Origin of the sequence: Plantibacter sp. CFBP 8798 (assembly GCF_014841195.1) — a bacterium.
Taxonomy (GTDB): Bacteria; Actinomycetota; Actinomycetes; order Actinomycetales; family Microbacteriaceae; genus Plantibacter; species Plantibacter auratus.
In genome coordinates, this window is sequence record NZ_JACYTS010000001.1 from 553,419 (window position 1) to 569,732 (window position 16,314).

The following is a 16,314-nucleotide window of genomic DNA, read 5'->3' on the forward strand; positions in this document are numbered from 1 at the left end:
GTTTAGTTGGTGCTGTCCCACTATATAGTTGGTATGGTCGAACCAACACCCGAACGCACGTATTCAGAAAGAATTCAGCTATGAGCGATGACGTCGACCCCGCCGAGGCGGGAGCCGTCATCCAGGCGTCCCTCGCGACGGTGCTCCGGTGGTCCACCAGGGCCGACAACCGGCGTTCGCTGCACGACGCCGAGGGTGCCGCCCTCACCGCCACGGACGCGTGGCTCCTCGAATACGTCATCACCGCAGGGCCGATCCGCATGTCCACAGTCGCGGGCTGGATGGACGTCGACAAGTCGACCGCGACGGCCGAGGTGCGTCGCCTCGAGGAGGGCGGTCTCGTCGTCCGGGCGACGGATCCGAGTGATCGCCGCGCGGTGCTCGTGAGCGCGACGGAGGAGGGACGGACCGCCCTCGAACGACACCGGCAGGCGGCGCAGCAGGTCTACAACACCCTCGTCGGCAAGTGGAGCGAGCGCGATCGAGCGGAACTCGCCCGGCTGCTCTCGCGGTTCGTCGACGAGTTCTCCTGGGTCAGCGACGCCGTCTCGCAGCACAACGCGAGTCGCTGACCGGTCGGCCTCACGGGTCGATGCGCACCGGGATCGGTCCCGTCCGCTCCGCCCGCGGCCCGTACACCCAGAAGCGGTAGAGCACGAAGCGGAACGCGGAACCGAGGGCCAGCCCGACGATGTTCGCCGACACGTTGTCCGCCAGCGGCGTCGTCAAGTGCATCGCGTCGTGGGAGACCCAGAGGCAGGCCAGGGCGATCGCGCCGCCCGCGAGACTCACCAGACCGAATTCGAGCGCTTCGCGGGCGACGTCCGAGCGCCGATGCGCGCGGAAGGTGAGGAGCCGGTTGCCCACCCAGTTGGCCACGATGGCGAGCGTCGTGGAGATGCCCTTCGCCACCAGCAGCCCGGAAGTGCCGGTGTGGAGGAACACGGTGTACGCGAGCAGGTTGAAGACCCCGACGTCGACGAGGAAGCCGGCGCCGCCGACGAGGCCGAAGGCGGCGACCTCGCGGACGATCGGTCGCCGGAGCAGCGCGCGCGCATCGGGAATGGATCGGATCACCATCGCGTCACGACCTGACCAGCTCGAAGACGATGCTGCGGTGGACGGGGATGCGCTGCTCGACGTGGTAGCCGAGCGCCTCGAGGTCCGCCACGTTCGGAGAGGTGCTCGAGCCCTCGACGACCCAGACGGTGTCGTGGCCGATCAGCCGGTCGTGGATCTCGGACAGCGGCGCGGCCAGGTCCCAGAGCTCGGGGCGGTCACGGTAGCTCGTCTCGAGCGCCACGTCGTCGAGGCCGGCGAAGGCCTGCGGGTAGAGGTCGATCGCGAGCCGGGACTTGCGCGAGGGCTTCACCGACTGGTCGAAGACGACCGCGTCGCCCGGCGAGGCATGGGCCTGGACGACCTCCGCGGTCTGCCGGAGGTCGCTGCCGTCGTCTTTCGCGAACGGGCCGCGCTGTTCCGCGAGGACCGGGATCGCGAGCGCCAGCACGAGCGCGACACCGACCGCGGTCGCCACCGCGCGGTCCACCCGCTTCGGCAGGAGGTCGACGATCGTCCGGAGTCCGAGCGCCATCATGATCGCGACGGCCGGGACGCAGAAGGTGACGTAGCGCAGGTTGTACATCGGCGTCACGAGGGTGTTGCCGATGATGAGCAGCGCGGTCGGTGCGAGCGCCCAGACGGCGATCATCGCCAGGGCGCGACGCTGTCGGGAGGATCGGCGCACCACGAGGACCCCGATGGGAGCGAGCACGATGAGCAGCCACGCGAGCACGGCGAAGGCCGGCGTCTGGAACCACTGGCCGACGAGCACCGATTCCGGCGTCGCGTAGTCCCGCCTGCCGAGGAACGCGATCTGCTCGCGCTGCGCGATGCCCGCGATCACGATCGGAGCGCCGAGGACCAGTGCACCGGCCAGGGACCAGCCCCACGCTCGCATCACCCGCCGCCCGGGGCGTTGGAGCACCATCCACGTGGCGTGCACGAGGAGGAGCATCGCGAGGTACAGGAACAGGTACATCGAGGCGGCGCTCGCGATGGCGAAGAGTGCCCAGCTGCGGCGGGACGTGGACCGGCGGCGCACGAGCGACACGAACCAGACCGTCAGCCACACGACCGCGGCCATGCCCAGCGCATAGGAGCGCGTCTCGGCGCCCATCCGTGTGACCTGGGGGATGACGGCGAACACGAGGCCCGCCGTGATGCCGATCGCCGGGGTGAAGATGGACCGCGCGAGCACGACCGTGCCGGCCGCGGCCAGACCGACGCCGATCGCGCTCGGGAACCGCGTGACGGCCTCGGCGGTGCCGAAGGCGCCGGTCCAGACGTGCAGGAACGCGTAGTACAGGCCGTGGACGGCGTCGATGTGGCCGATCATCCCGAACATGACGGGGAGGGGGCGTTCGGCGGCGAGGACGCTCGCCGCCTCGTCACCCCAGTACGATGGCGTGCCGATGCCGATGAGCGAGACGAGGGTGGCGAACAGGCCGACGACCCAGGGTGCGGCGCGGCCGCCGAGGAGGGTGTGGAGGGCGTCCCACCGACGGCGCGAGGGCGCGGTCGGAACGGTGATCGTCGCAGTCATGGGTTCCCCTCGGACGCGACAATCTGGCGCGTCGTCTCATCGTCCGCCGCTCGGATGAACGCCAGCAGAGAGACTCCTGAGAGGCCGCGGGGGATCCTGCCGGGACCCGACGGCAGGAGCCCGGCCGCCCCGGTGGGGAGTTGTCCCCATCGCGCGGCAACGGCGCGCGGGACAGACTGCTGGAGTCCGCCGCCGAAAGGAATCCCGATGCAGCTCTCCCGCGTCACCGCCCTGATCACCGTCCCCGTCGCAGCCATGCTCGTGTTGGCCGGATGCTCCACGCCGTCGGCCCCCGACACGAAGCCGACGGAGAAGGCTTCGTCGTCTGCGACGTCGAAGCCGACCTCGACCGGATCGGCGGACGGTGAGGTCACCGAGCCTGGAGCGCAGGTCGGGATCGATGAGCCGATCGTCTACGAGTCGCAGGGCACCGACGGCGTCACCGCGCTCATCAGCGCGAAGCTGACCGAGGTCACCCCCGCGACGGCCGACCAGGTCGCGTTCCTCAAGACGCAGTTCGACGGCGGGGAACTCGACGGCTACGACATCACGCTCATCCGGCTCGAGATGACCAAGGTGTCGGGCGACCCGGTGGCGTTCAACAGCGACGCGACCTCCTTCTCGCCCGTCGACGCCGATGGCGAGAAGGTCCAGGAGGCCACGCTCATCGGGTGGGACGAGTGCGGATCCGAGTCGTTCACCGAGGAGTTCGACGCTGGCGCGCCGATCACGCAGTGCTACGTCGCGGCGGCTCCCGCCGGTGGCAAGGCTCCGGCCGGCCTCATGTACGACGGCGGTTTCACCGACCCGAACCCGTACGACTCCTTCGACGGCGACCCGATCCTGCTCATCAAGGACTAGCAGCACTGCAGCCCTGCTCAGGGACCGGAGCGTTCTCGGTGAACCTCTCCCGCTCACTGAGCCTGTCGAAGTGCCCGCGATGAACCCGCATCGTTCCGGGCACACCTCTCCCGGTCACTGAGCTTGTCGAAGTGCCCGCGATGAACCCGCATCGTTCCGGTGAACCTCTTCCGCTCACTGAGCTTGTCGAAGTGCCCGCGATGAACCCGCATCGTTCCGGTGAACCTCTTCCGCTCACTGAGCCTGTCGAAGTGCGCACGAGGAACCCTTCGACAGGCTCAGGGACCGGAAACGGTCAGAACGGTGCGGGATCCGGTTCCGTTCGATGGTGTTTCCCGTCGGGCGTTGTCCAGTCGAGGACGCCGCCGGGCCGGTGTTCGAGGTTCCACCCGGGGAGATGTTTCATCCGGTGGTGATGTCGACAGAGACAGGCGAAGTTACCGACATCCGTCGCGCCGCCGTCCTCCCACGCGACCGAATGGTCGAGGTCGCAGGCCCTGGCTCGTCTCCCGCAGCCCGGTGCCCGACAGGTGCCGTCCCGGAGGCGGACCGCGCGCTGCAGATCGGCGGGAACGCGGTACTGGTTGCGTCCGACGGAGAGCATCGCACCCGTTTCCGGCTGGACGAGGATCCGGGTGAAGCTGGGCGCGTTCACCGCGATACGTGCCGCGGTCTCGGGGTCGATCGGACCGTAGCCGTCGAGCATGCCGGGTGCGTCGGAGACGCCGGCCATAGTGAGCGCCGGCACGGTGATCTGCACGGTCGGCTTGATGTGGTCCTGGACCTCGACGGGGTGCGGGAGCACGGGGCTCGACATGACGTCCTCGGGCGTGACACCGGTCAGGGCGAGCGCCGCGAGGGCATCTGCCTGCAGCTGGGCGCACGTGCGGGTGTCGCCGGCCTGGCGTGATTCGGTGGCGGCTGCTTCGACGCGCTCGATGATGCCTTGCGCGATCGGCGCGGTGGTGAAGAGGTGCACCCACGCCATGCCGTCGGCGGCCGGTTCGAACTCGACGCGGCGGTCGGCCTCTGAGCGGACCGCTCGGGCGGTGATGGACTCGGGGTGGAGGCGTTCGCGGAGGACGCGGGCTCGCCTGCGGAGGTTCGCGTTGGTGGACTCTTCCGCGACCTGTAGTACCTCAGCGAGGAACGCCGCCCGTCCTGCGGTCGGCACGTCACTGAGTTGGTCGATGATCGTCTGCGCGTGCCGCGCTGAGATGCGGCCGGCCTCGAGCGACGCCAGCACGGCCGGAGCATCAGTCACGAGGCGCTCGGCGTCGTTCGTCGCCCGCTGCACCGTCTGCTCAGGCGTTCGGGTTGCCATCGCGAGGGCTGCGCAGGTGGAGCGGCGCGACAGGGCCAGTCGCTCGGCCGGCGGGAACACGGCCGGAACGACCGAGTCGGCGAGCGCGTCCGCGTATGCGGCGGAGCGAGCCAGCAAGCGCGCTTCTCGCGCATCGAGGGCCGCCCGCATCCGGTGGATCTCCGCGTATTCGTCCGAGAACTGCGCGAGGTGCGCGGCGTAATCATCGCCGACGCGGGTCGCGGTGAGGGCGGTCTCGGTCATGGAACCAGTCCACCATGGACCACTGACATTCCAGATGCCGAGTCGACTCGGTTGTGGAAGTTGCTCGTGTGCCCTTCGACAAGCTCAGGGACCGGGAGAAGATCACCGGAGCAGGAGGTTGCTCGTGTGCCCTTCGACAAGCTCAGGGACCGGAAGAAGATCACCGGAGCAGGAGGTCCCTCGTGGGCCCTTCGACAAGCTCGGGGACCGGAGGAAGATCACCGGAACGGGAAGCTCCTCGTGTGCCCTTCGACAGGCTCAGGGGCCGGGGGAGATCGGCCGGATTGGCGGGGTTTTCCGTGGGCCTTTCGACAAGCTCAGGGACCGGGGAGGGGAGCCAGGGACCGGGGGAGGGGAGCCAGGGACCGGAGGAGGGGGGTCAGGGACCGGGGGTGAGCCGAGTCGGCGTCCCCGCAGACAGACGAACGCCGGTGACCCGAGCGGGGCACCGGCGTTCGTGTGATCGGGAGGTCAGTTCTTGAACGCGTCCTTCACGTTCTCACCGGCCTGCTTCACGTCGGACTTGGCCTGGTCGGCCTTGCCCTCCGCGACGAGCTTGTCGTTGTCTGTCGCCTTGCCGACGGCCTCTTTGGCCTTGCCCGCGAGGTCTTCGGCGGCGTTCTTGATCTTGTCTCCTGCGCTCATATGGTGCTCCTCACATGTTCTTCGGGCTGTCGATCCGCACTGATCGAATCCGACAGGGCGACCTGGTGGACGCCCTTCACTTCTACACCCGGGAGCTCCACGTCCGGGCGGGGCTCCAGCAGACTCCCAGAGAACTCCCCGGACCGCCCAGCACCAGTGCCAGCCGTCGTCGGTTCGTCCTCGACAGCCAGGACCCCGGCGATCAGACCACGCCGCTCGTGCCGAGCAGGGTGCCGATCGCGAAGGTGGCTGCGAGGGCGAGGGCTCCTCCGACCACGACCCGGACGGTCGGGCGGAGCGCGGGGTTGCCGCCGATCCTCGCGCTCGTGAAGCCGGTGAGGGCCAGCGCGATGAGCACGACGACGAAGGTGATCGGGACGCGCACCTCGGGCGGCGGCAGCAGGATCGCGAGCAGGGGGAGCAGCGCCCCGACCGTGAAGGCGAGCGCCGAGGCGCCGGCGGCCGCCCACGGGCTGACGACCGCGTCCTCGGTGATGCCGAGTTCGGCCTCGAGGTGCGCCGTGAGCGGGTCGTGTGCGGTCAGCTCCTCGGCGACCCGCCTCGCGGTCGTCGGCTGGAGCCCCTTCGCCTCGTAGATCCCGGCGAGTTCCGCGAGCTCCGCCTCGGGGTCGTCGGAGAGCTCCCGCCGCTCCTTCGCGATGAGGGCCCGCTGACTGTCCCGCTGGCTGCTCACCGACACGTACTCGCCGAGGGCCATGGAGATCGCACCACCGACGAGCCCCGCGACACCCGCTGCGAGGAGCGGCGCGCTGTCGGTCGTGGCACCGGCGACACCGACGACGAGGGACGCGACGGAGACGATGCCGTCGTTCGCGCCAAGCACACCCGCACGGAGCCAGTTCAAGCGGCCCGCGAGGTCACCGCGATGTGGTTCGTCCGGATGGGCGCCGGGTGGTGGTGATGAACTCATGGATGCATCCAAGCACCGCGCGGGCCGCTCGCGCAGGGTTCCCGGCCGATCCCGGACCCGATCGCCTAGACTGGAGGCTGGTGCGCCGGGAAGTCTGGTCGGCGGGCGATCGATCGGGATCGCTCTGCTGCTCGACCGAACCCTCCCCCGAAGGATCCGTATGCCCGACGCTCACCGCTCCCACGACCTGCCGGCCGACCAGGCCCCGCACTCGATCTGGCGTGGCATCCACCAGACGCTCCAACAGGACACCGTCGGTGGCGCCCTCCTCGTCGTCGCCACCGCACTCGCGCTCGTGCTCGCCAACACCGGTGCTTCCGAGTTCTACCTGAGCGTCCGGGACTTCACCTTCGGTCCGGAGGCGCTCCATCTGAACCTCTCCATCGGTGCCTGGGCGGCCGACGGACTCCTCGCGATCTTCTTCTTCGTCGTCGGGCTGGAGCTCAAGGAGGAGTTCGTCGCCGGCAAGCTCCGGAACCCCAAGACCGCCGCGCTCCCCATCGCCGCTGCGGTCGGTGGTGTGGCCGTGCCCGCCGTCATCTACGTCCTCGTGAACCTGAGCGCCGGGCCCGACGCACTGCAGGGCTGGGCGATCCCGGCCGCCACGGACATCGCGTTCGCGGTCGCGGTGATCGCGGTGGTCGGCAAGTTCCTGCCGCCGGCACTGCGCACCTTCCTGCTCACGCTCGCCGTGGTGGACGACCTCATCGCCATCAGCATCATCGCGATCTTCTACACCGACCACATCGAGTTCCTGCCGCTGGCGCTCGCCGCGGTGCCGCTCGCCATCTTCGCCGTGCTCGTCCAGCGCGGCGTCCGGGCCTGGTGGGTCCTCATCCCGCTCGGCCTGTGCACCTGGGCGCTCATCCACGCGTCCGGTATCCACGCGACCGTCGCCGGCGTGCTGCTCGGCTTCATGGTGCCCGTCTTCTCGACCAAGCGTGCCCGCGTCCAGGTGGGGACCACCGCGGAGGGGCGTCCGATCTACGAAGGCCTCGCGGCGCACTTCGCCGATCGCTGGAGCGTCGTCTCCACGGCGGTTGCCGTCCCGATCTTCGCGTTCTTCTCCGCGGGCGTGGTCATCGGCGGGCTCTCCGGGCTCGTCGAGTCCTTCCAGGACACCATCGCGCTCGGGATCATCGCCGGGCTCGTCCTCGGCAAGCCGATCGGCATCCTGGTGACGACGTTCCTCGTCACGCGCCTGCCCGGTCTCGGCCTCGACCCGTCGATCCGTTGGGTCGACCTCGTCGGCATGGCGTTCGTCGCGGGCATCGGATTCACGGTGTCGCTGCTCGTCGGTGAACTGTCCTTCGGGGTCGGCAGCGAGTCCGACGACCACGTCAAGGTCGGTGTGCTCGCCGGCTCGCTCATCGCCGCCACCATCGGTGCCGCGATCCTCGCCGCCCGCAACCGCGTCTACCGGCGGGCGGTCACGGTTGGAAGTAGTACGCCGAGTGCAGGCGGCAGCCCGGATTGAACCGGGCGTCGCAGTTCGGGCAGCCGTCGACTTCCAGGTAGCGGTCGATCGTCAGTTCCGTCGAGCACACGCCGCACAGGATCGCCTCGCGGTCGCGCTGCTCGCGCGGCCACTGCTCGGCCGGGTGGTCGGCGCACTCCGCGTGGCACAGGTGGCACGGGTAGTACTCGCCGCAGCAGGCGAAGCGGATCGCGATGACGTCGAGCGCGGTCGCGTAGTGGACGCAGCGCGTCTCGTCGTCGACCGTCTTGCCGTGGACGCGCACGGTGTCGTCGCCGCTCATCGGACGCCCCGGGCGGTGAGGGCCTCACCGAGCTCGTCGGCGTGCTTCAGCGACACCACGAGGAACGGCACGACGAAGGTCACGAGGTTCGACCCGGCCCCGCGCGCCCGCTGCGCTTCCCGGACGCTCGTGGCCAAGCGGGCGAGGACGGGCACCGTGTTGATGGCGACGGCGAGCATCAGGGCGATGCGCGAGGGGTCGACACCGAAGCGACCCAGGGGCTGGAGGACGCGCTCGAAGGCGTCGAGCAGGTCGGCGACCCGCGTGCTCAGCACCAGGAGTGCCGCGAGCAGGATGGCGGCGACGATCCGGGAGGTGTTCGACACGGCGGACTCGACGTCGAGGAACAGCAGTTGGCCGGCCACCGTGATCGTGATGATCCAGCGGATGAGCAGGAGCTGCCGTCCGAGCTCGCCGAGGCCGAGGCCCGAGACGAGGTAGGCGAGGACGGTCACCGTGGTGGCGATGCCCGCGGTCCACCAACTCGTCGGCAGGAGCGAGATCACGAGCACCACGACGAGGATGCCGAGCGCCTTCGGGCCGGCCGGCGCGCGGTGGAGCCAGCCGGAGCCGGGACGGTAGAGAGTGATCACGCGGTCACGCCCGCAGACTCGCGCGGTAGGCCGCGATCACGTTGTCCGGTGCTCCCTGCGCGACGACCCGCCCACCGTCGAAGAGCAGCGCGGTGTCGCAGCGGGCGGCGAGCTCCAGGTCATGGGTGACGAGGAGGAGCTGATGGCCTGCCTCGGGGTGGAGGAGGTGATCGGCGACGGCGGCGCTGTTGCGGGCATCGAGGTAAGCGGTGGGTTCATCGGCGATGAGCAGCGCCGGCCGGCGGATCACGGCCCCGCAGAGCGCCAGCAACTGCTTCTGGCCGCCGGAGAGTTCGTAGGCGGACCGGTCGGCGAGGGCAGTCAGGCCGAACTCGTCGAGCGCATCGGCGACCTGCGCGGCGATGTCGGCCTTCGACGCCTTCGTGCCGCGGAGGGAGAACGCGACGTCCTCCGCCACCGTCGGCATGACGATCTGCGCGTCCGGGTTGCTGAACACGATGCTGACGAGTCGTCGGAGGGTCGCCGTGTCCTTGGCTGCGTCGACCCCGTGGACCTGGACACTGCCGGCGGTCGCTCGCGTGAGGCCGCCGACGAGCCGCGCGAAGGTGGACTTCCCCGAGCCGTTCGCCCCGATGACCGCGATGCGCGCATCGTCGAGGTGGAGCGTCACGTCGTCGAGTGCGACGGTGTCGCCGAGACGTGCGGTGACGCCGTCGAGACGGATGGCGGATGACTGGTCGATGTCCCCGATCATCGCACGACCTCGAACACCGCGGCGACGCCGAGACCGCCGCCGACCGAGGCCGCAGCCACCCCGATCGTGCCCGCCGGAGCTCCGCCACGGACGAGCCGCGAGAACAGGCGGACCACGGCGACCGCACCGCTCGCGCCCCACGGATGACCGAGCGCGAGGGCGCCACCGTCGGCGCAGAGACGCTCGTCGTCCTCGGCGACACCGAGTCGGTCGAGCACGGCGAGCGTCTGGGCCGCGAACGCCTCCACGATCTCGAACGCGGCGACCTGCGCGAGGTCCACGCCGGCCCGATCGAGGGCGTCGAGGATCGCCGGCGCGGCCCCGATCCCCGGCAGTGCCGGGTCGCAGCCGACGACGGCGTGCGCCCGGACGGCGAGGCCGGGCGTCGTGCTCCCGTGGGCGGGCCCGCCGGGCATGACGAGCACGGCGGCCGCACCGTCGCTCACCCGGCAGGTGTTGCCTGCGGTGAGGGAGCCTTCGGAGAAGAGCGGGGTGAACCGGGGGAGGAGCCGCTCGATCCCGCTGCGCGGCGCCTCATCGTGCTCCGCCGCCCCGACCAGCGCGACGAGCTCGTCGGTGAACCGCCCGGCGGCGACGGCGCTCGCCGCTCGGTGCGTGCTCCGCGCCGCGTAGGCGTCCTGGCGGCCGCGGGAGATCCCGTCGTGCTCGGCGAGGTCCTCCGCGGCGCGGGTCATGTCGGGGTCGTGCCAACCCGCCGGTGCGAACGGTGCGCGTGCGTAGGCGATGCCGTCGACGGAACGGGTCGGCGCGGTCGACGCGCTCTCGACACCGCCGGCGATCCGTGGCCGATGGTCGCCGGCGCTGATCGCCGTGGACGCCTCGATGATCGCCGCGAGGCCGCTGCCGCACTGCCGGTCGACGGTGAACCCTGGAACGTCGAAGCCGAGGCCGGCCCCGAGCGCGGCGACGCGGGCCGGGTTGCCGCCGGGGCCCATGCAGTTCCCGAGGACGACGTCCGCCACCACCGGCGGCAGGCCCAGGACGTGCGTCGCGTCGTCGTGCACGGCGCGGACGACGGGGACCGCCAGCTGCTCGACCGTGAGTGCGGCGAGGGCGCGCCCGCGCGTCGCAATCGGCGTCCGTCGGGCCGCGACGATGCGCGGGAGGGCGTGCGACTCAGTCAAGGGACGCCACCGTCCCTGCCGCGAGTCGGTCGGCGAGCTCCGCGCGGGCGGCCTTGCCGGTGACGGTGCGGGGCAGGTCGTCGACGACGAACCAGCGCCGGGGCCGATGGGTCGGCGGCAACAGCGGTGCGAGGGCGTCGCGGAGCATCGCGCGGGTCGGATGCACGCCCGGGTGCAGTTCCAACACGGCCGTCACGAGCGATCCGACCCCGGCGTTCGGCAGACCGAGCACGACGGCGTCGTCCACCTCGTCGAGTCGGCGCAGAGCCTCCTCGACATCGGCGGGGATGACGGTCGCCGCGGCCGTGAGGATCGCATCGTCGGATCGGCCGAGGAGCGTGACGATCCCGTCGTCGATCCGTGCGCGGTCGCCGACGGAGGACCAGTCGCCGTCGCGTCGGAGCGGGCCCGAGCCCCCGAGGTACCCGGTCGCGACGAACGGCGATCGGACCCAGAGGACGTCGTCGTCGCGGACCTCGAGCTCGACGCCGGGGAACGCACGGAGGCCCGGTCGATCCGGATCGACACCGTCGTCGACCGCCACGAAGGAGAGCTCGGCGGCTCCGTAGTAGGACGCGACGCGAATGCCGAGGTCCTCCGCCCTGGTGCGGAGTGCGGGGTCGAGTGAGGCGCCTCCGATCAACGCCACCCGCAGGCGGGGCGGCACCTCGCCGTCGAGCAGTGCCCGGAGGCCGTTCGGGGTCCCGTGGAACCGGGTCGCGTCACGAGCGTCGTCGGGGGTGAGCGCGTGGGTGGTCGGGAGGGCGAGCGAGCAACCGACGGCGGCCGCATGGGCGACCGAGAACAGCGACAGCGACGACGCGGGCGGCGACGACAGCGCCAGGACGTCGTCCGGCCCGAGGTCGAGCAGCGCGCCGACGGCCGGGAAGGAGTCCGCCCACGACGCGGCGGTCCTGAGCACGATGCGCGGCTCGCCCGTGGTGCCGGAGGTCAGCGTCGCCCACCCCTGGCCAGGCTGTGGACCGGACGCGGTGCTGCGGTCGCGTACGGAACGCCAGTACGACTCGCTCCACCGGTCGTCGCCGATCAACGGCACGCCGCCGGCCGCCCGCACCTCGAGCGCCCGACGGACGAGGTCGGTCGGCGCCCCGCCGCGCAGCGGGACGAGGTGCCCTGAGCGCACGGTCATCCGATCCGGGCGGGCTCGCCGGGACGCGTGGAGCCGGCGCCGGCCGCGTTGCGGAACGCGCGCGGGTAGGCGCGGGCGAGCGTCATCGTGATGACCGTCGCGAGCACGACCTTCACGAGGTCGCCGGGCACGAAGACGAGGCTCTGCAGGGCGGTCTCGCCGAGTGGCAGGCGGGTGACGAGCGACTGCACCGGGATGCCGAACGCGTAGATGACGCCGATGCCGCCGACGAAGACGCCGAGCGCGGTGCGCCACCAGCGCAGCCGACTCCCGCCGGCGTGCACGATGAGCCCGATCACGAAGACGCCGACGATCCAGCCGAGGAGATATCCGGCACTCGGTCCGACGAAGACGCCGATCCCGCCGCGACCGCCGGACAGGAGAGGGAGGCCGATGGCGACGAGCGCCAGCAGCACCAGCATGGAGAGCATGCCGCGCCACGGGCCGAGGATCGCGCCGGCGAGCATGACGCCGAGGGTCTGCGCCGTGATGGGCACCGCGCCGAGCACCGAGAACGCGCCGGGCAGGCCCAGGGCGGCCACGATGGCGGCGAACACGGCGATGCGTGCGATGTCGGTCGCGTCGATCCGGAGTCTGCTCATGCTGGGTCCTTCGTCGGGATGGTCGGTTCGCCTGGGGCGGGTGGATCGCACCTGAACGGTGTTCACCTGAACAGCGTTCACTATAGTGGTGCTCATGTCCGGTCCCGAAACAGTGCGTCGCCATCGGCGCGACGATGTGGCTCAGGTGGCCCTCCGCATCCTCGACGATCACGGCCTGGCCGACCTCACGATGCGCCGCCTCGCCGCGTCGCTCGACGTCCAGCCGAGCGCGCTGTACTGGCACTTCGAGAACAAGCAGACCCTCATCGCCGAGCTCGCCGACCGGATCGTCGATGCGCACCCGGCACCGGGTGACGCGGTGTCCGAGGCCGGTTCCGACTGGCGCGAGCGGACGCGCGTGGAGGCGGAGGCGCTGCGCGACGCCCTCCTCGCCTATCGCGACGGCGCCGAGGTGGTGTCGAGCACCTACGCGCTCGGGCTCGGTTCCGGGCGGGCGCTCACCCGGCTGACGGACGCGGTGTCGGTGGCCGGGTTCGACGAGGCGACGAGTCGACGTGCGGGCACGGTGCTGCTCCACTTCATCCTCGGGCACGTGTCGCACGAGCAGCAACGGATGCAGTACGACAGCGTCGGCGTGCTGGCTGACGCTGCGACGGATCCGCTCGGCCAGGAGGACCAGGCACAGGCGTTCGCCTTCGGGGTCGGTCTCCTCGTCGACGGCCTGGCGGCGCTCTCCGTCCGCTGACGGCTCGTCGTGCGCGATAGCACAGGTTGGATGGAACCGCCCACCGTCTGGATCGGCGGCGGCCCACGGTAGCGTTGGTGCAGGCAGGACGCGAGGGAGGCAGGCGATGGCGAAGGGTGATGACGACGACGTCGACATCGTCATCGACGCCTGGGCGAACGCGTTGCCCGACGTGGACTTCGCACCGCTCGACGTGGTGTCCCGCCTCCGCCGGCTCGTGCCGCACCTGCAGGAGGTCCGACGCCTGTCGTTCGCCGCGAGCAACCTGCGGCCGTGGGAGTTCGAGTTCCTCTCCATCCTCCGCCAGCACGGAGCGGACGGGCTGACGCCGTCCATACTCGCCACCCGACTGGGCATCACGAGCGGCAACCTCGCGAGCCAGCTCGATCGTCTGGCCGCTCGCTCGCTCGTCGCCCGGCAGAAGAACGAGGCCGACGGCCGGAGCAAGATCGTCGTCCTGACGACCCTTGGACAGCAGCGGGTCGACGAGGCGATGCGTCGGCTGGTGGATGACGAGAACGCGATGCTCGCCGGGCTCAGCCATGAGCAGGTGGCCGTACTCATCGAGAGCCTCCGGGTCATCGGCGCGGCGCTCGAGCGTCGGTAGGGGTCTGGGTCGAGGTTCCGGACCTGCCTCAGAACCGCAGGTCGGACGGCCCGCTCAGCTCGATCCAGGTGTCGGTGTCCGGGCGCACTGTCGCGGGAGCCGGCTCGAGGACGTCGGCGGAGGCGAGGGACCCGAAGTCGAGACCGGTGAGGTTCGCGAGGTCGAGGATCGGCAGCTGGAAGGTCCGGAACGGGCCGAGTGGGGGCACGGCGGCGGCCTCGTGCGTGTCGTCGATCGCACTGGTCCGGCCGAGGTCGAGGTCGTCGAGCTGCGCCGACTGGTCGAGGAGGTAGCCGCTCGCCGCGAGCGCTCCGTCGTTCGACCACGCCGCCACCTTCCAGAACCGGCGCGGGATCTGCACGCCGCGGTAGAGCGGGTCCGTGTCGGCGAACACCGGCCCGGTGAAGACCGACAGCCGCCGGCGCCCGGCCGAGGCGTACTCGAGGACGAGGTCCTCCAGGCCGTTCCAGAGCTCGAGTGACTGGTTGAAGTCCGCAGCCTGCGGGGCGGCGTTCGTGTAGCAGAAGGTGTCGACGTTGGCCTGCCGGGCGATCTCGACGGGCCCCCAGACCGGGTCCCTCCGCCGCACGAGGTGGCCGCGGTCGAGGTCGTTGCGGGCGTAGAGCTCCGGGCCGGCCTGCTCCTCGACCGGGACGCGGTCGTCGAGGTGCCAGTCGTCGCCGCGCCCGAGGTCGAGGAGGGCTGCGCCGTCGATGTCGACCCCGGTCGCGGCTGCCAGGCGGCGGTCGGGGTCGAGGAGCACGGTGAAGTGCGTGTAGTCGAGACGGCGGAGGCGCGACAGTTCGGCGGGATCGGTGGGTGCCGGGAGCTGCAGCTGGTCGGCGAGGTCGAGGAAGCCTGAATCGAAGCCGGTCATGGCAATGAGTCGATCATGAATCCGATCGAATCGGAACGGGGGACCCGCCCGATGGCCACGACGTCACCGACCGTTCACGATCATGCACTCGTTCCGCAACAAATGAGAGCGCTCTCTTGACCTCGTCCAACCCAGCGCTTAGTGTGTCCTGCATGCCCGTGGGAACGTTCCCACGGCGTCGCGCCGCGGATCCCGGATGGGTGGCCGGCCGACACCGAAGCGCACACACAAAGGAGTGACTGTGAACAGCAAACGCCGCGGCATCACCGCCGCATCCATCGCGGGGGCATCGATCCTCGCCGTCCTGGCCTCGGGGTGCAGTTCCCCCGCCGGCAGTGGCGGAGACGAGAAGATCACCCTCTCGGTCACCACGTTCGGCACCATGGGCGTCGACGCCAACTACGAGCAGTACATGGAGGAGCACCCCAACATCACCATCGAGGCCACCAACCTGGAGGGTGGTGGAGCAGCGCGCGACGACGCCTACGCCAAGATCGCCGCCGGAACCGGCCTCAGCGACGTCGTGGCCATCGAGGAGGGCTGGCTCGGAACCATCTCCGAGGTCAGCGACTCCTTCGTCGACCTTCGCGACTACGGCATCGAGGACGTCAAGGACACCTGGCTGGACTGGAAGTACGAGCAGGGCACGGACGCCGACGGGCGCGTGATCGGCGCCGGTCTCGACATCGGACCGCAGGGCATCTGCTACCGCGGTGACCTGTTCGCGGCAGCCGGTCTGCCGAGCGAGCGCAGCGAGGTCGCTGCGTACTTCGGCGGCGAGGACGCGACCTGGGACCGCTTCTTCGAGGTCGGTGAGGAGTACGTCGGTGCCACCGGGAAGGCGTTCTATCACAGCCCCCGGTTCTTCTGGAACTCCTTCGTGAACCAGCAGGAGGAGGGCTACTACAAGGCCGACGGCGAGACCCTGAACATCGAGGGCAACGACGTGCTGAAGGCGCAGTTCGCGAAGATCGTCGAGGCGGAACAGGCCGGGCTCGGTGCCGGTCTTCCGGGCTGGGACGTCGGCCCGGAGGCCAAGGAGGGCAAGTTCGCGACCTACATGTGCCCGAGCTGGATGCTCGGCATCGTGCAGGGCTACTACGACGAGGGCACGACCGACAGCGGTTGGGACTTCGCCGACGTGATGCCCGGCGGCGCGGCCAACTGGGGCGGTGCGTTCCTCGGCGTCGCTGAGAACTCCGAGCACAAGGAGGAGGCGGCCGAGCTCGCCCTCTGGCTCGCATCCCCTGAGGCGCAGGCCGCATCGTTCGAACTCGCCGGTCCGTTCCCGAGCACGCTCGACGGCCAGGAGCTCGTGAAGGACTCCACCAACCCGTTCTTCAACGACGCACCGGTGGGCGAGATCTTCGCCGCGCGGTCGGAGGGGGTCGTGGCGCAGGTGAAGGGTCCTGAGGACTCCAACATCCAGGACAACGTGTTCGGTCCGATCCTCGACCGGGTGAGCCAGGGCGAGATCACCGATGGTGACACCGCCTGGAACGAGGCGCTCAAGCTGCTCGACCAGCTCGTCGGCTGACCTCCTCTCCGAC

At 70.4% G+C, this 16,314-nt stretch carries 18 protein-coding genes; 6 read left to right on the forward strand and 12 right to left on the reverse strand.

What is annotated here, in order from left to right:
- The first annotated feature begins 80 nt into the window (after positions 1 to 80).
- On the forward strand, positions 81 to 572 hold the full coding sequence (locus IFU30_RS20580; RefSeq protein WP_086472760.1) for a MarR family winged helix-turn-helix transcriptional regulator: 492 nt from the start codon (positions 81 to 83) through the stop codon (positions 570 to 572).
- A 10-nt stretch (positions 573 to 582) separates the two neighbouring features.
- On the opposite strand, the gene IFU30_RS02605 is transcribed toward IFU30_RS20580, so the two are convergent.
- Positions 583 to 1,080: a GtrA family protein gene (locus IFU30_RS02605; protein WP_137242673.1), complete on the reverse strand. Its 498-nt coding sequence runs from the start codon at positions 1,078 to 1,080 to the stop codon at positions 583 to 585.
- Between the two features lie 4 nt (positions 1,081 to 1,084).
- Positions 1,085 to 2,605, reverse strand: a complete 1,521-nt coding sequence (locus IFU30_RS02610; protein ID WP_192004203.1) for a glycosyltransferase family 39 protein — start codon at positions 2,603 to 2,605, stop codon at positions 1,085 to 1,087.
- Between the two features lie 207 nt (positions 2,606 to 2,812).
- On the opposite strand from IFU30_RS02610, the gene IFU30_RS02615 reads away from it, so the two are divergent.
- Positions 2,813 to 3,466: a hypothetical protein gene (locus IFU30_RS02615; RefSeq protein ID WP_192004204.1), complete on the forward strand. Its 654-nt coding sequence runs from the start codon at positions 2,813 to 2,815 to the stop codon at positions 3,464 to 3,466.
- A gap of 295 nt (positions 3,467 to 3,761) precedes the next feature.
- Here the strand turns inward: IFU30_RS02615 and IFU30_RS02620 are convergent, their stop codons facing one another.
- From IFU30_RS02620 to IFU30_RS02630, 3 genes are all read right to left on the reverse strand, one after another.
- Positions 3,762 to 5,033, reverse strand: a complete 1,272-nt coding sequence (locus tag IFU30_RS02620; RefSeq protein WP_192004205.1) for an HNH endonuclease signature motif containing protein — start codon at positions 5,031 to 5,033, stop codon at positions 3,762 to 3,764.
- Between the two features lie 471 nt (positions 5,034 to 5,504).
- Positions 5,505 to 5,678: a CsbD family protein gene (locus IFU30_RS02625; protein WP_079704619.1), complete on the reverse strand. Its 174-nt coding sequence runs from the start codon at positions 5,676 to 5,678 to the stop codon at positions 5,505 to 5,507.
- A gap of 202 nt (positions 5,679 to 5,880) precedes the next feature.
- Positions 5,881 to 6,609: a VIT1/CCC1 transporter family protein gene (locus IFU30_RS02630; RefSeq protein ID WP_192004206.1), complete on the reverse strand. Its 729-nt coding sequence runs from the start codon at positions 6,607 to 6,609 to the stop codon at positions 5,881 to 5,883.
- Positions 6,610 to 6,769: 160 nt separating this feature from the next.
- Here IFU30_RS02630 and nhaA point away from each other — a divergent pair, with 160 nt between their 5' ends.
- Complete coding sequence (nhaA, locus tag IFU30_RS02635; RefSeq protein ID WP_079704621.1) at positions 6,770 to 8,086, forward strand: Na+/H+ antiporter NhaA; 1,317 nt, start codon at positions 6,770 to 6,772, stop codon at positions 8,084 to 8,086.
- On the opposite strand, the gene IFU30_RS02640 is transcribed toward nhaA, so the two are convergent.
- Genes IFU30_RS02640 through IFU30_RS02665 form a run of 6 tightly spaced genes read right to left on the reverse strand, consistent with a single transcriptional unit; the run spans position 8,040 to position 12,574 of the window.
- Positions 8,040 to 8,369, reverse strand: a complete 330-nt coding sequence (locus IFU30_RS02640; protein ID WP_192004207.1) for a CHY zinc finger protein — start codon at positions 8,367 to 8,369, stop codon at positions 8,040 to 8,042. The two genes, nhaA and IFU30_RS02640, sit on opposite strands and share 47 nt — an antisense overlap.
- Positions 8,366 to 8,962, reverse strand: a complete 597-nt coding sequence (locus IFU30_RS02645) for an energy-coupling factor transporter transmembrane protein EcfT (protein WP_192004208.1) — start codon at positions 8,960 to 8,962, stop codon at positions 8,366 to 8,368. Before IFU30_RS02645 ends, IFU30_RS02640 begins: the two co-directional genes overlap by 4 nt.
- A gap of 4 nt (positions 8,963 to 8,966) precedes the next feature.
- Positions 8,967 to 9,677 (reverse strand): energy-coupling factor ABC transporter ATP-binding protein, encoded by a 711-nt coding sequence (locus IFU30_RS02650; RefSeq protein WP_192004209.1) that lies wholly within the window; start codon positions 9,675 to 9,677, stop codon positions 8,967 to 8,969.
- Positions 9,674 to 10,822, reverse strand: a complete 1,149-nt coding sequence (locus IFU30_RS02655) for a thiolase family protein (RefSeq protein WP_192004210.1) — start codon at positions 10,820 to 10,822, stop codon at positions 9,674 to 9,676. Before IFU30_RS02655 ends, IFU30_RS02650 begins: the two co-directional genes overlap by 4 nt.
- Positions 10,815 to 11,972 (reverse strand): class I adenylate-forming enzyme family protein, encoded by a 1,158-nt coding sequence (locus IFU30_RS02660; RefSeq protein ID WP_192004211.1) that lies wholly within the window; start codon positions 11,970 to 11,972, stop codon positions 10,815 to 10,817. Before IFU30_RS02660 ends, IFU30_RS02655 begins: the two co-directional genes overlap by 8 nt.
- Positions 11,969 to 12,574: a biotin transporter BioY gene (locus IFU30_RS02665; protein ID WP_192004212.1), complete on the reverse strand. Its 606-nt coding sequence runs from the start codon at positions 12,572 to 12,574 to the stop codon at positions 11,969 to 11,971. Before IFU30_RS02665 ends, IFU30_RS02660 begins: the two co-directional genes overlap by 4 nt.
- Positions 12,575 to 12,668: 94 nt before the next feature.
- Between IFU30_RS02665 and IFU30_RS02670 the strand changes: the two genes are divergently transcribed.
- On the forward strand, positions 12,669 to 13,280 hold the full coding sequence (locus IFU30_RS02670) for a TetR/AcrR family transcriptional regulator C-terminal domain-containing protein (RefSeq protein WP_159877011.1): 612 nt from the start codon (positions 12,669 to 12,671) through the stop codon (positions 13,278 to 13,280).
- Positions 13,281 to 13,386: 106 nt separating this feature from the next.
- A complete protein-coding gene (locus IFU30_RS02675) occupies positions 13,387 to 13,887 on the forward strand; it encodes a MarR family winged helix-turn-helix transcriptional regulator (RefSeq protein WP_079704629.1) in 501 nt (166 codons plus the stop codon).
- Positions 13,888 to 13,915: 28 nt separating this feature from the next.
- On the opposite strand, the gene IFU30_RS02680 is transcribed toward IFU30_RS02675, so the two are convergent.
- Positions 13,916 to 14,764, reverse strand: coding sequence for a DNA/RNA non-specific endonuclease (locus tag IFU30_RS02680; RefSeq protein ID WP_192004213.1), 849 nt, complete (start codon positions 14,762 to 14,764; stop codon positions 13,916 to 13,918).
- 235 nt (positions 14,765 to 14,999) lie between these two features.
- Here IFU30_RS02680 and IFU30_RS02685 point away from each other — a divergent pair, with 235 nt between their 5' ends.
- A complete protein-coding gene (locus tag IFU30_RS02685) occupies positions 15,000 to 16,301 on the forward strand; it encodes an ABC transporter substrate-binding protein (RefSeq protein WP_124768237.1) in 1,302 nt (433 codons plus the stop codon).
- The last annotated feature ends 13 nt before the right edge of the window (positions 16,302 to 16,314 follow it).

What these genes read in the sequence shown, in the direction of transcription:
- IFU30_RS20580 (WP_086472760.1), top strand. Translation starts at nt 81, where the DNA reads ATGAGCGATGACGTCGACCCCGCCGAGGCGGGAGCCGTCATCCAGGCG.
- IFU30_RS02605 (WP_137242673.1), bottom strand. Translation starts at nt 1,080, where the DNA reads ATGGTGATCCGATCCATTCCCGATGCGCGCGCGCTGCTCCGGCGACCG.
- IFU30_RS02610 (WP_192004203.1), bottom strand. Translation starts at nt 2,605, where the DNA reads ATGACTGCGACGATCACCGTTCCGACCGCGCCCTCGCGCCGTCGGTGG.
- IFU30_RS02615 (WP_192004204.1), top strand. Translation starts at nt 2,813, where the DNA reads ATGCAGCTCTCCCGCGTCACCGCCCTGATCACCGTCCCCGTCGCAGCC.
- IFU30_RS02620 (WP_192004205.1), bottom strand. Translation starts at nt 5,033, where the DNA reads ATGACCGAGACCGCCCTCACCGCGACCCGCGTCGGCGATGATTACGCC.
- IFU30_RS02625 (WP_079704619.1), bottom strand. Translation starts at nt 5,678, where the DNA reads ATGAGCGCAGGAGACAAGATCAAGAACGCCGCCGAAGACCTCGCGGGC.
- IFU30_RS02630 (WP_192004206.1), bottom strand. Translation starts at nt 6,609, where the DNA reads ATGAGTTCATCACCACCACCCGGCGCCCATCCGGACGAACCACATCGC.
- nhaA (WP_079704621.1), top strand. Translation starts at nt 6,770, where the DNA reads ATGCCCGACGCTCACCGCTCCCACGACCTGCCGGCCGACCAGGCCCCG.
- IFU30_RS02640 (WP_192004207.1), bottom strand. Translation starts at nt 8,369, where the DNA reads ATGAGCGGCGACGACACCGTGCGCGTCCACGGCAAGACGGTCGACGAC.
- IFU30_RS02650 (WP_192004209.1), bottom strand. Translation starts at nt 9,677, where the DNA reads ATGATCGGGGACATCGACCAGTCATCCGCCATCCGTCTCGACGGCGTC.
- IFU30_RS02660 (WP_192004211.1), bottom strand. Translation starts at nt 11,972, where the DNA reads ATGACCGTGCGCTCAGGGCACCTCGTCCCGCTGCGCGGCGGGGCGCCG.
- IFU30_RS02665 (WP_192004212.1), bottom strand. Translation starts at nt 12,574, where the DNA reads ATGAGCAGACTCCGGATCGACGCGACCGACATCGCACGCATCGCCGTG.
- IFU30_RS02670 (WP_159877011.1), top strand. Translation starts at nt 12,669, where the DNA reads ATGTCCGGTCCCGAAACAGTGCGTCGCCATCGGCGCGACGATGTGGCT.
- IFU30_RS02675 (WP_079704629.1), top strand. Translation starts at nt 13,387, where the DNA reads ATGGCGAAGGGTGATGACGACGACGTCGACATCGTCATCGACGCCTGG.
- IFU30_RS02680 (WP_192004213.1), bottom strand. Translation starts at nt 14,764, where the DNA reads ATGACCGGCTTCGATTCAGGCTTCCTCGACCTCGCCGACCAGCTGCAG.